This is a genomic window from Streptomyces sp. GB4-14 (assembly GCF_022696125.1).
Taxonomy (GTDB): Bacteria; Actinomycetota; Actinomycetes; order Streptomycetales; family Streptomycetaceae; genus Streptomyces; species Streptomyces werraensis.
Genome location: NZ_RZHO01000002.1, coordinates 742,660 through 754,889 on the forward strand (window position 1 = coordinate 742,660; position 12,230 = coordinate 754,889).

At 73.4% G+C, this 12,230-nt stretch carries 9 protein-coding genes; 2 read left to right on the forward strand and 7 right to left on the reverse strand.

All coding sequences use genetic code 11. The features are described from left to right. Positions 1–37 precede the first annotated feature (37 nt). Positions 38–1,678 (reverse strand): ABC-F family ATP-binding cassette domain-containing protein, encoded by a 1,641-nt coding sequence (locus ELQ39_RS04640; protein ID WP_242591092.1) that lies wholly within the window; start codon positions 1,676–1,678, stop codon positions 38–40. 50 nt (positions 1,679–1,728) lie between these two features. Next, complete coding sequence (locus ELQ39_RS04645) at positions 1,729–2,751, reverse strand: oxidoreductase (RefSeq protein ID WP_242591093.1); 1,023 nt, start codon at positions 2,749–2,751, stop codon at positions 1,729–1,731. A 66-nt stretch (positions 2,752–2,817) separates the two neighbouring features. Here ELQ39_RS04645 and ELQ39_RS04650 point away from each other — a divergent pair, with 66 nt between their 5' ends. Beyond that, complete coding sequence (locus ELQ39_RS04650) at positions 2,818–3,771, forward strand: FAD-dependent oxidoreductase (RefSeq protein ID WP_242591094.1); 954 nt, start codon at positions 2,818–2,820, stop codon at positions 3,769–3,771. A gap of 55 nt (positions 3,772–3,826) precedes the next feature. Here ELQ39_RS04650 and ELQ39_RS04655 read toward each other — a convergent pair whose 3' ends face one another. The 5 genes from ELQ39_RS04655 to ELQ39_RS04675 form a co-directional block, all read right to left on the reverse strand. After that, positions 3,827–5,548 carry a BCCT family transporter gene (locus ELQ39_RS04655; RefSeq protein WP_190005584.1) on the reverse strand — a complete coding sequence of 574 codons (1,722 nt, stop codon included), beginning with the start codon at positions 5,546–5,548 and terminating at the stop codon, positions 3,827–3,829. A gap of 81 nt (positions 5,549–5,629) precedes the next feature. After that, positions 5,630–6,919 (reverse strand): M14 family metallopeptidase, encoded by a 1,290-nt coding sequence (locus ELQ39_RS04660; RefSeq protein WP_242591095.1) that lies wholly within the window; start codon positions 6,917–6,919, stop codon positions 5,630–5,632. Continuing rightward, a complete protein-coding gene (locus tag ELQ39_RS04665; RefSeq protein WP_242591096.1) occupies positions 6,916–8,871 on the reverse strand; it encodes a Xaa-Pro dipeptidyl-peptidase in 1,956 nt (651 codons plus the stop codon). The genes ELQ39_RS04660 and ELQ39_RS04665 overlap by 4 nt, the downstream gene beginning before the upstream one ends. Positions 8,872–8,943: 72 nt before the next feature. Then, positions 8,944–9,420 carry a macro domain-containing protein gene (locus ELQ39_RS04670; RefSeq protein ID WP_242591097.1) on the reverse strand — a complete coding sequence of 159 codons (477 nt, stop codon included), beginning with the start codon at positions 9,418–9,420 and terminating at the stop codon, positions 8,944–8,946. Between the two features lie 42 nt (positions 9,421–9,462). After that, on the reverse strand, positions 9,463–10,902 hold the full coding sequence (locus ELQ39_RS04675) for an amino acid permease (RefSeq protein WP_242591098.1): 1,440 nt from the start codon (positions 10,900–10,902) through the stop codon (positions 9,463–9,465). 233 nt (positions 10,903–11,135) lie between these two features. Here ELQ39_RS04675 and ELQ39_RS04680 point away from each other — a divergent pair, with 233 nt between their 5' ends. Then, complete coding sequence (locus ELQ39_RS04680) at positions 11,136–12,101, forward strand: glycoside hydrolase family 48 protein (RefSeq protein WP_242591099.1); 966 nt, start codon at positions 11,136–11,138, stop codon at positions 12,099–12,101. Positions 12,102–12,230 lie beyond the last annotated feature (129 nt).

A 12,230-nucleotide genomic window follows, 5' to 3' on the forward strand; every position in this document is an offset into this window, starting at 1 on the left:
CGTGGTCCCGGGCCCCGTGCGCGGGCCCGGGACCGGCTCAGAGCTCGGTCACGGCGCCGTCGGTGACGTGCAGACGGCGGGTCACATGGACCGCGTCCAGCATCCGCCGGTCGTGGGTGACCAGCAGCAGCGTGCCCTCGTAGGCGTCGAGGGCGGACTCCAGCTGCTCGATGGCGGGCAGGTCGAGGTGGTTGGTCGGCTCGTCCAGCACGAGGAGGTTGACGCCCCGGCCCTGCAGCAGTGCGAGGGCGGCGCGGGTGCGCTCGCCCGGTGACAGGGTCGCCGCGGGACGCAGCACGTGCTCCCCCTTCAGGCCGAACTTGGCGAGGAGCGTGCGGATGTCGGCCGGCTCAAGCTCCGGGACCGAGGGGCGGAAGGCGTCCAGCAGGGTCCGGGGGCCGTGGAACAGCGCGCGGGCCTGGTCGACCTCCCCCAGCAGCACGCCCGAGCCCAGGGCGGCGTGGCCCGCGTCGAGCGGCACGCGGCCCAGCAGGGCGCCGAGCAGCGTGGACTTGCCCGCGCCGTTCGCGCCGGTCACCGCGACCCGGTCGGCCCAGTCGATCTGCAGGGTCACCGGGCCGAGCGTGAAGCCGCCCCGGCGGACGACGGCGTCCCGCAGGTTCGCGACCACGGCGCCGGAGCGCGGGGCCGCCGCGATCTCCATGCGCAGCTCCCACTCCTTGCGCGGCTCCTCGACGACCTCCAGGCGCTCGATCATGCGCTGGGTCTGCCGGGCCTTGGCGGCCTGCTTCTCACTGGCCTCGCTGCGGAACTTGCGGCCGATCTTGTCGTTGTCGTTCCCGGCCTTGCGGCGGGCGTTCTTCACGCCCTTGTCCATCCAGGCGCGCTGCATCCGGGCCCGGTCCTGGAGGGCGGCGCGCTTGTCGGCAAACTCCTCGTACTCGTCGCGGGCGTGACGGCGGGCCACCTCGCGTTCCTCCAGGTAGGCGTCGTAGCCGCCGCCGTAGAGGTTGATCTGCCGCTGCGCCAGGTCCAGTTCGAGGACCTTGGTGACCGTGCGGGAGAGGAACTCGCGGTCGTGGCTGACGACGACCGTGCCGGCGCGCAGGCCGCTCACGAACCGCTCCAGGCGCTCCAGGCCGTCCAGGTCGAGGTCGTTGGTCGGCTCGTCGAGCAGGAAGACGTCGTAGCGGGACAGCAGCAGCGAGGCGAGTCCGGCGCGGGCCGCCTGGCCGCCGGAGAGGGCGGTCGTCCGCTGGTCGAGGCCGACGTCCAGGCCGAGCGTGGCGGTGACCTCCTCGACGCGCTCGTCGAGGTCGGCGCCGCCGAGGGCGAGCCACCGTTCCAGGGCGGTGGCGTAGGCGTCGTCCGCGCCGGGGGCGCCGTCGACCAGGCCCTGGGTCGCTTCGTCCATGGCGTGCTGGGCCTCGGCGACGCCGGTGCGGCGGGCCAGGAAGGCGCGCACGGTCTCACCGGGGCGCCGCTCCGGCTCCTGCGGGAGGTGCCCCACGGTGGCGGTGGGCGGGGAGAGACGCAGCTCGCCCTCCTCGGGCGCGGCGAGCCCGGCGAGCAGGCGCAGCAGCGTGGACTTGCCGGCACCGTTGGCCCCGACCAGGCCGATGACGTCGCCGGGCGCGACGACGAGGTCGAGCCCGGCGAAGAGGGAGCGGTCGCCGTGTCCGGCGGCGAGGTTCTTGGCGACGAGGGTGGCAGTCATCAGACCGCCGATCCTAGAGCCTCGGCGCCGGCGCGAAGGCTCCGGGCCGGTCAGGGGCGGACGGCGGTGACCAGCACCGTTCCGGCGGTACGGGCCACCAGGTACGCCTCGCCCCTGACCGCCGGCGGGTCCAGCGGGACGCGGTGCCGGCCGGGTTCGAGGACCGCGTCGAAGAGGTCCCGGCTGCGGGCACGGGAGAGGCGGTCGACACGGTGCGCGGTGAGGCGGACGCGGCAGGCGGAGACCACCTCGAACTCGGCGGCGCCGCCGGCCACGGTCAGGTCCGTCAGCCGCCGGTGGCCGTCCCGGCCCGTCTCCAAGGCCTGTTCGGCCTGCGCGACCAGCAGCGGGACGACGGGCGCGAGCGCGTCGACGCAAGGGACGTCCGCCCCCGCGCCGGCCAGCGCCCGGCGCACGACGTCGCGTTCCCGCGCGGGGACCGAGCGGCCGAACAACACGGCGCCGTAGGAGCGGAGCTCGTCGGCGGTGACCCCGTCGGCGCTATGGGTGATGTCGGCGCCGATGCCGATGGTGCGCAGGGCGGCGGCCGGCCGGGCGAGGAGGGCCGCGTGGGCGCCGATGAGCAGGACGCGGCGGCGGCTGCCGGGGAGGTCGCCGTCCAGGAGGGCGGTCAGTGCCGCGCGGTACACGTCGCCACGGAAACGGAACGGGCCCACCCCGTGGTAGCCGTCGCGCTCCAGGTCGGCCCGGTCACCGGTCTGCCAGGCGAAGTCCCGCCAGATGACGTCCTCGCCGTCCCGCTCGATGACGGCGGTCACGGCGCCGCAGGCGAGCTCTTCGCACTCGGGGCAGCCGTAGACGACGTACCGGCCGTCGGGCAGGGGCGCGCCGGTCTCCAGCAGCAGGCTGCGGACCTGGGCGGTGAAGAGGGACGGCGGCACGTCGGAGGCGAGCGGGGAGACGGCGTCCAGGTCGGACAGGCGGTGCAGGAGAGGGCGTCCGTCGACGACGAAGTCGACGAAGTCGCGGTGCACTTGGAAGTCACCGCCGGCGAGGAGCCCCCCGGGGCGGGTCGCCGGCGCCAGGCCGAAGGTCGCGTACTCGGCAGACATGCCGTGAGTATTCCCACCCGGGGCCGGTCACGAGCACCCGCGCGGACATCCGCTACCGTCCGCCGGATGGGAAGCGAGACGGACGACGGTGTCGTGGTGGTGGGCGGCGGGGTGACCGGGCTGACCACGGCGGTGGTCCTCGCCGAGCGGGGAGTACGGGTGCGGCTGTGGACGCGGGACCCGGTCGGGGCGACCACCTCGGCGGTCGCGGGCGCCCTGTGGTGGCCGTACCGCATCGATCCCCCGGAGGCGGCGCGGGCGTGGGCGCTGGAATCGCTCGGTGTCTACGAGGAGCTGGCGCTGCGGCCGGAGGCCACGGGCGTACGGATGGTCGAGGGGGTACTGGGCGAGACGCCGATGGACGAGGTCGGCGGGTGGGCCGCCGCGCGGCTGCCGGGGCTGCGTCCGGCGACGGAGGCCGAGTACCCGGGCGGCCGGGGGCTGTGGGCTCGACTGCCGCTGATCGACATGCCGGCCCATCTGCCGTATCTGCGCGACCGGTTGACGGCGGCGGGCGGCACGGTGGAGACGCGTGCGGTGGCGGATCTCGCGGAGGCCGACGCGCCGGTGGTGGTCAACTGCACGGGGCTGGCGGCGCGGGAGCTGGTGCCGGACCCGTCGGTGCGGCCGGTGCGCGGTCAGCTGGTGGTCGTGGAGAACCCGGGGATCCGCACCTGGATGGTGACCGAGGGCGCGGACGGGTCGATGGCGTACTTCTTCCCGCAGCCGGGGCGGCTGCTGCTGGGCGGCACGGCCGAGGAGGACGTGTGGTCCGACCGGCCGGACCCGGCGACGGCCGAGGCGATCGTACGGCGGTGCGTGGCGCTGCGCCCGGAGATCGCCGATGCCCGTGTGCTGGAGCACCGGGTGGGGCTGCGGCCCGCGCGGGACGCGGTCCGGCTGGAGCGCACCCGGCTGCCCGACGGGCGGGTGCTGGTGCACAACTACGGCCACGGCGGCGCGGGCGTCACCGTGGCCTGGGGGTGTGCGCGTCGGGCGGCGGGGCTGGCCGCGGCGTGAGGCGCGGGGCGGGCGTCGGGCGCCCGCCCCGCGTCACCACATGCCCCTCGCGGGGTCAGTGCTTGCCGATGGGGTCGCCCTCGACGTCCGGTCCGCGGCCGGGCCCGACGCGCAGCTCGAACTCGCCGTCGTACTTCTTGTGCCCCTCGATGACCGCGAGTTCGACCGCCTCGTTGCCCATCTTGTTGCGGACGACGAGCGGGTCGTGGCGCAGGTCGCGCATGAGTGCCACGCACATGAAGATCATGACGACGACGAACGGCGCCGCGGCGAGGATGGTGAGGTTCTGCAGACCGGTCAGGGCGTCGCCCTGACCGCTGCCGACCATCAGCATGATGGCCGCCACCGCACCGGTCACCACGCCCCAGAACACCACGGCCCAGCGGCTGGGTTCGAGGGAGCCCTTCTGCGAGAGGGTGCCCATCACGACGGAGGCCGCGTCGGCGCCCGAGACGAAGAAGATGCCGACGAGGACCATCACCAGCAGGCTGGTGGCGGTCGCGACGGGGAACTCCTGGAGCACGGCGAACAGCCGGCCCTCGGGGGTGGTCTCGTCGCCGAGCCGGTTCTGCTCCTGCAGGCGCATCGCCGAGCCGCCGAAGATGGCGAACCAGACCAGGCTGACCGCGCTGGGCACGAGGATGACACCGCCGATGAACTGACGGATGGTCCGGCCGCGGCTGATGCGGGCGATGAACATGCCGACGAACGGCGTCCAGGAGATCCACCACGCCCAGTAGAAGACGGTCCAGCTGCCCAGCCAGTCGGCGACGCCCTCGCCGCCGCTGATGTCGGTGCGGCCGGCCATCTCCGGCAGGTCGCCGAGGTAGGCGAAGACCGAGGTGGGCAGCAGGTCGAGGACGAGGACGGTGGGGCCCGCGACGAAGACGAACACGGCGAGGACCAGCGCCAGCACCATGTTGGTGTTGGACAGCCACTGGATGCCCTTCTCCACACCGGACACCGCGGACGCCACGAACGCCACGGTCAGCACGGCGATGATGGAGACCAGCAGGCCGGTGCCGACCTTGTCCAGCCAGTCGAGCTTCTCCACGCCGGAGCCGATCTGCAGCGCGCCGAGGCCCAGGGAGGCCGCCGAGCCGAAGACGGTCGCGATGATGGCGAGGACGTCGATGACCCGGCCGCCGGCGCCGTTGGCGTTCTTTTCGCCGATGAGCGGGGTGAACACGGCGCTGACGGTCTGCCGGCGGCGGCGCCGGAAGGTGCTGTAGGCGATGGCGAGGCCGACCACGGCGTAGATGGCCCACGGGTGGAGCGTCCAGTGGAACAGCGTGGTGGCCATGGCCGTCGCCATCCGGTCGCCCGAGTCCTGCGGGCCGGTGCCGGGCGGCGGGGTGTCGAAGTGCGCGAGCGGTTCGCTCACGCCCCAGAACATCAGGCCGATGCCCATGCCGGCGCTGAACATCATGGCGATCCAGGACACCGTCCGGAACTCCGGCTCCTCGCCCTCGGCGCCGAGCGTGATCCGGCCGTAGCGGCTGGCGGCCAGCCACAGGGCGAAGACGACGAAGCCGGAGGCGGCCAGCACGAAGCCCCAGCCGCCGTTGTGCATCAGTCCGCCCAGCAGGTCGGCCGAGACGTCTTCCAGCGAGTCCGTCCAGACGGCTCCCCACAGGACGAAGGCCAGGGTGAGCGCGGCGGTGACCCCGAACACCACCCAGTCGGTGCGGGGCCTGTTCCGGCCGGGCAGGCCCGCTTCGGAGCCGGGCAGCGGGCCTGCCGTGGAGTCCTTGTCGCTTGGGTGGTCCTGCGTCACAGGCGGAACCTTTCGTCCGAGCCTTCGGGCGGAGAGCCCTCCTCCCGATAGGCCCTTACCACCGATGGCGCAAAACTCACCTCATCCACAGGATGTGACCGCCTTGCCTTCGGCCAGGTGGTACGTCGCGCGGCCGTCCAGGAGGAGCGGGACGAGCGCCCGCAGCGACTGCCGCAGGGGTACGAGGACACCGTCGCCGCTTGGCTGGACGCGTACGCCGTGCAGGGCCAGCTCGTCGCCCACATCCGCGTACTGACCTGCGGTGAGGCGGTAGCCGCAGGGCGGGTCGGCGAGCACCTCGTCAGGGTCGGGCGTCTCGTTGTCGGCGCCGCCGAGGTACACGGGGCCGCGGTCCGCGTACCCGGCGGCGCGGGCCCTGGCGGTCACCGCCTCGACCGTCCCGCGCCGCTCCGAGGTGAAACGGATCAGGCCGTTCAGGGCGGCGAGGTGGGAGTCGACCCTGCGCCGGTTGTTGAACGCCTCGTCGGCCTTCTCCGCGTCGGTGAGCGGGTCGACGCGGCTCTCGACGAGCAGGCCGACGGCGTGCTTGACGCCGGACAGGTTGCGCAGGATGCGTTCCTGGCCGTCGCCGGCGGTCTGCCGGACGGGGTCGCCGGTGACGGGGTCGGTCCAGATGCCGTAGGTGCCGGTGGAGTACCCGGCGGCGCCGGCGGCGGGACGGACGTGGTCCTGGGACAGGGAGCGGGCGACGTCGTGGACGGCCGGGTGGGTGTTGAGGTTGCGCGGCCACAGGTCGAACAGGTCCTTGTCGTAGTACGGCGGGGTGGCGCCGTACTCGTGCAGGTCGTAGATCACGTCGGGCCGCTCGTCGCGGATCACGGCGGCCAGCGCGCGGCCCTCGGCGGTCCTCAGGGCGACGTGGTCGCGGTTGATGTCGACGCCGTCGCTGTTGCCCCGGGTGCCGGCGGCCCGCCCGTCGGGGTTGGCGGTGGGGACGACGAGCACCGTGGTCCGGTCCAGGAAGCGCTTCGTCCGCCGGTCCCTGGCGTACGCCAGGTCGCGGATCGTGGTGAGGCACGCCTCCCGGCCGGAGGGTTCGTCGCCGTGCTGGCTGCACACCAGGAGGACCTTGTGCGGGTTTCGGTGAGCGCCGATGCGGACCAACCGCAGGGGGCGGTTCCGCGCGGTCGTGCCGATGCGGGTGACGTGGAGGCGGCCGCTCGCCCGGTCCACGGTCTCCAGCAGGCGCCGCTCCTCGGGCTGGGTGGTCCAGCGGGCGCCGTGGCTCAGTTCGAAGCCGGTGCGCGGCGGGGCGGCGGTGTCGTGCGCCCCGGCGGCGGGGGCGGTGACGGCGGTGGCGGCGAGGCCTGCGAGGGCGGTGGCGGCGAGGAGCGCGACGCGTCGTTTCATCGGGTCTCCCCCGGGACTCGGTGGGCGGTGCCGGCGGGCGGGCGGACGCCGCCCGGTGCGGTGCGCGGGGCGGTGACGGGCGGTCCGGAGGTGGCGCGGGCGAACGCGGCGGCGCCGCCGACGAAGGGGACCCGGGCGGAGGTGCGGGCCAGGTCGAGGGTGAGCGTCGGGGTGTCGGCCGGCGGGTCGATCAGGCCGCGATCGGTGCCGGCGACGATCAGCGCGAGCCGGTGGCCGCGGGGGACGACGTGGTCGGTGGCGGCCAGGTCGAGGGTGAGCGTGTAGCGCCTGCCGGGGACGAGGGGCTCGCCCCGGCCGGTACCGGCGTGTTCGCCGAGGTCGGCCCAGCCGCGGCTGACGACGGTGTGGCCGACGTCGGCGGTCTTCGCGCGGGTCTCCCGGTAGCAGGAGCTGTCGCCCTCGGTGCTCGGTCCCCAGCAGGTGCGCTCGGGCAGGGTGACGATTCCCTCCCCGGCGTCGGCGTAGTCGCGGACGGTGTCGGGACCGAGGTCGACCAGCACGGCGGAGAGATGGGCGGTGGGGGTGCTGGGCGTGACGCCTACGGTCACCCGGGAGGAGCCGGCCAGGCGCAGTTCTCGGGTGAGCGGGCGGGTGACGAAGCCCGCCTTCTCCGGGGTCGGGGTGTCGATCCGGGTCGCCCAGTCGGTCTCGTCCCGCGCGGGGTCGTCGGTGAAGGCCGCGGTGCCCCTGTCCTTGCGCAGGCCGAGCGTGCCGACGCCGTCCTGGGCGCCGCGTGCGGGGCGCAGCGTGACGGTGTGGGTGCCGCGCGGGGGCCAGGCGGTGGAGGTGACCCACTCGTCGGGCGCGCGCTCGATGTCGGCGACCGGCTCACGGTCGATGCCGTTGTCGATGCCCTTGAGTTCGTGGTCGAACCAGCGGTGCAGGGTGCGGACCCATTCCGCGCGGCGGAAGTCGAAGGGGTCGACGTGGCCGGTCTGCGACAGCCAGATCTTGCGCCGGACGCCGTTCTTCCCGAGGGCGTCCCACCAGGGGCCGACGTGCTGCATGCGGACGTTGAGGTCCTGCATGCCGTGGACCAGGAACACGCTGGCGCGGACCTTCTTCGCGGCGCGGACGTAGTCGCGTTCGGTCCACAGCGGGGTGCGGTCGCCGGTGCGCGGGGCGCCGTCGACGAGCTCGCGGGCGACCTCCGTGCAGTTCTCGCGGGCCTCGGGCGTCTGGACGTAGCGGGCGAGCCAGTCGGGTCCTGAGTCGTAGAGCGGGGCGCCCTGGGAGAAGTAGTAGTCGTACCAGGTGGAGATGGCGGCGATCGGGACGATGGTCTTCAGTCCCTCGACGCCGGTGGCCGCGACGCCGTTGGCGATGGTGCCGTCCCAGCTCTTGCCGATCATGCCGGTGCTGCCGTCGGTCCAGTCGGCGCGCACCCGTTCGCCGCCGGTGCGGCTGGAGTACGCCTTCGCGCGGCCGTTCAGCCAGTCGACGACCGCCTTGGCCGACCGGATGTCGGAACGGCCTCCGACGTCGACGCAGCCGTCCGAGCGGCTGGTGCCTGCGAGGTCGACGCCGACGACGGCGTAGCCGCGCGGCACGAACCAGTTGTCGTAGAACAGCGGCATCCGCACGATGTCGCCGTGTCCGTCGTAGGTCTTGGTCTGGCTCTCGTTGCCCCGCCCGCAGCAGGAGTAGTACGGGCTGGCGTCCATGATGACGGGGACCTTGCGGCCCTTCCGGGCGGCCTCGCGGGGCCGGACGATGTCGACGGCGACCCGGTCGGTGCGTCCGTCACGGTCCTCGTCGAGGCCGGTGTCCACCCAGACGGCCTCGCGGATCGCGTCGGCGTAGGAGTGGACCGGTCGGCTCTCCCGGGGGGCGGCGTCCGCCGCGGCGGGGGTGAGGAGGGTGGCCGTCAGGGCGGCGGTGGCCGCCGTCGCGAGCGTTCTCCAGGTCGTGGGGCGCGTGCGTATCGGCATGGGCCGGACGGTACCCCGGTGAACTCCGGTGCAGAAGAGTGCGTCTGACGGCCTGTGGGACAGGAGGGTGCGTCAGTCGTGGTCGTGAACGGTGACCGGTATCCCCCGCCGGACCAGGCGTTCCTCCACGAGCGGCTCGACGCGGGACCACGTGCCGCCGGCGAGGCCGCAGCCGATGCGGGGCATGTGGACGGACGCGCCGAGTTCCCGCGCGTGTCCGGCGAGGCGGTCCAGGGCCGTGTCGATGGCCTCGTAGCGGACCGGGACGCCCTTGCTGCCGGTGCGGACGCCTCGCATGCCGATCATGTTGGCCACCCACACGTACCGCTCGACCTGGACGAGCTGCACCGCGCCCAGGCCGAAGTCGTTCGCGGCGCGGTCGCGGTGCCAGGCGCGGTACGCCGCCTCCGGCTCGGGCCAGCGGCGGGACAGGGCGAGGACGAAGCCCTTGCCCCACCCGCCGATGTCGTTGCACACATGGGCGATCACCTTGACGCCCTTCACCGACGGAACGGTGGCGTCACCCCGCACGTACCTGATCCCGGCCATGGGGGCACCGTACCGGCCGGCACCGACAGCGCCGCCGGCCGTTCACCGCCCGGCCGCGACCTTGCGGCGGACGCCGCCGTACCAGCCGGCGACCAGCGCCGCCGCGATGACCGGGACGAGCAGCAGCGTCTTGCGGCCCACCTCCGGGTCGTTCCACATCAGGACGATCACGGACGCCAGGAAGGCGATGGTGACGATCTCGGTCACGGGGCTGCCGGGCAGCCGGAACGACGGCCGGGTGAACAGGCCCGCGCGGGCGCGGCGGACGAACACCAGGTGGCAGATCATGATGATCACCCAGGTGCTGATGATGCCGAGGGAGGCGACGTTCAGCACGATCTCGAACGCCTGGGCCGGCACGAGGAAGTTGAGGCCGACGCCGAGCACGCACACCGCGCAGGTCAGCAGGATGCCTCCGTAGGGCACCTGGCTGCGGTTCATGCGGGCGGTGAACCCGGGCGCGGAGCCCGCCGACGCCATCGAGCGCAGGATGCGGCCGGTGGAGTACAGGCCGGAGTTCAGGGACGACATCGCGGCCGTGAGGACGACCAGGTTCATCACGTCGCCGGCGGCCGGGACGCCGATCTTCGACAGCACGGTGACGAAGGGACTCTCCCCCGCCGAGTACATCGAGCCGGGCAGCAGCAGCGCCAGCAGGACGACGGAGCCGACGTAGAAGAGGCCGACACGCCACATGATGGAGTTCACCGCGCGCGGGACGACCTTCTCCGGCTCGGCGGTCTCACCCGCGGCGACACCGACGAGTTCGAGCGCCGCGTAGGCGAAGACCACACCCTGCATCACCAGGACGACCGGCAGTACGCCGTGCGGGAGGACGCCGCCGTGGTCGGTGATCATGCTCAGGCCGGGGGTGCCGCCGCCCACCTCGTGCCGGGTGGCGAGCAGGAAGACGCCGACCAGCATGAAGGCGACGAGGGTGGCGACCTTGACGATCGCGAACCAGAACTCCATCTCGCCGAAGATCTTCACCGAGATCAGGTTCACCGCCAGCACGACCGCGAGGGCGATCAACGCCAGCACCCACTGCGGGATGTCGGTGAACGCGCTCCAGTAGTGCGTGTAGAGCGCGATCGCGGTGATGTCGGCGATGCCGGTGGTCGACCAGTTCAGGAAGTACATCCAGCCGGCGACGTAGGCGCCCTTCTCGCCGAGGAACTCGCGCGCGTACGACACGAAGGAGCCGGACGACGGGCGGTACAGGACCAGCTCGCCGAGGGCGCGGACGACGAAGAAGGCGAACACGCCGCAGACCAGGTAGGCCAGCGCCAGGGCGGGGCCCGCGTCGCGCAGGCGTCCTCCGGCGCCCAGGAAGAGGCCGGTGCCGATCGCGCCGCCGATGGCGATCATGTTGACGTGGCGGGCCTTGAGGTCCTTGCTGTAACCGGCGTCGCCCGCGTCGGCGGGCGTGCCGGCCGCGGTGGGTGGTGCGGCCGTTGCCGTGGTGACGGCGTCCTTGCTCACGCGTGGTTCCACTCTCTGGTGCGCCCGGGCGGATCACGCCCGGCTGTCCGTCTTGTTCTCGGCCGGCGCGCTGTGATCACGGCACGGACCGACGGGGCACCTTTCCTCATGTGCGGGTGCGCATGCGATGGTCTGCGTCACACCGTGGATCTCCTCACACGCCGTCGGCGGCCTCGGCACCGAATTGACAGCACAGGTGTCACAGCGGCGGTGGGACAGCGATACTGCTGCACATGACGACCGAGACCGAGGCCCTGACGATCGACGAGCTGGCGGCCCGGGCCGGGGTCACCGTGCGCACGGTCCGCTTCTACGGCACGAAGGGCCTGCTGCCGCCCCCGGTGCTCGGTCCCCGGCGGGTCGGCCGGTACGGCAGGGGGCATCTGGCGCGGCTGGAGCTGATCGAGGAGCTGCAGAGCCGGGGCATGACCCTGGCCGCGATCGAACGCTATCTGGCGCAGCTGCCGCCGGACCTGAGTGTGCGGGACCTGGCCGTGCAGCGGGCGGTGGTCGCGTCCTGGGCGCCGGGCACGGTGGAGACGGTGTCCCGGACCGAGCTGGAGCGCCGGGCGGGGCGCGCGCTGGGCGAGGAGGAGCTGAAGCGGCTCGCGGCGATGGACGTCGTGAAGCGGGCCGGCGACCCGGGCGCCGGCCCGGACGAGGAACTCTTCCGGGTGGACGCCGGGCTGCTGCGGCTCGGGGTGGAGCTGCTGGACGTGCCGCTGTCGCACGAGTCGGTGCTGGCCGCCCGCGCGGTGCTCACCGAGCACTCCCGCGCGGCGGCCCGGGAGCTGGCGCGGCTGCTGCGCGACGCGGTGGCGGACAAGGACGCGCACGACCGCCGGTCCCTGTCCGCGCGGATGCATCCGCTGGTGGTGCAGGCGCTGCTGGACGGCATGTGGGAGAACCACCAGGACGACCTCGGCATCGCCGTCCCGGAGACCCGCGCCGACTACGAGCGCTTCGACGACCCGGTGTACGTCCCGTCCGGCTGGACCGGCACCATGCCGAACGGCGACCGGATCGACTCCTCGTCGACGTTCGTCTCGATCCGCTCCTTCTACAAGGACGACCCGGCCTGGTCGAAGATCGAGAGCTATCTGAAGGGCGGCGCCGCGCCGGTCTTCACGTACCACCGGTTCTGGGCCCAGGCGGACATCGCCACGGCCATGGGCGCGTACGCGGAGCTTCTCGAATAGTCCCCGCCGACGCTCCGTGTACCGGCCCCGGCACCTGACGCCGGGGCCCCAGCGGGCCGGGCGGTCCCTCGCGCACGGGGGGCCGCCCGGTCCTCGCACGCTCCGACGCTCCCCCCACGAGGAAGGACA

Coding starts and splice junctions, on each gene's coding strand:
- ELQ39_RS04650 (WP_242591094.1), top strand. CDS start 2,818: ATGGGAAGCGAGACGGACGACGGTGTCGTGGTGGTGGGCGGCGGGGTG.
- ELQ39_RS04640 (WP_242591092.1), bottom strand. CDS start 1,678: ATGACTGCCACCCTCGTCGCCAAGAACCTCGCCGCCGGACACGGCGAC.
- ELQ39_RS04680 (WP_242591099.1), top strand. CDS start 11,136: ATGACGACCGAGACCGAGGCCCTGACGATCGACGAGCTGGCGGCCCGG.
- ELQ39_RS04670 (WP_242591097.1), bottom strand. CDS start 9,420: ATGGCCGGGATCAGGTACGTGCGGGGTGACGCCACCGTTCCGTCGGTG.
- ELQ39_RS04645 (WP_242591093.1), bottom strand. CDS start 2,751: ATGTCTGCCGAGTACGCGACCTTCGGCCTGGCGCCGGCGACCCGCCCC.
- ELQ39_RS04665 (WP_242591096.1), bottom strand. CDS start 8,871: ATGCCGATACGCACGCGCCCCACGACCTGGAGAACGCTCGCGACGGCG.
- ELQ39_RS04660 (WP_242591095.1), bottom strand. CDS start 6,919: ATGAAACGACGCGTCGCGCTCCTCGCCGCCACCGCCCTCGCAGGCCTC.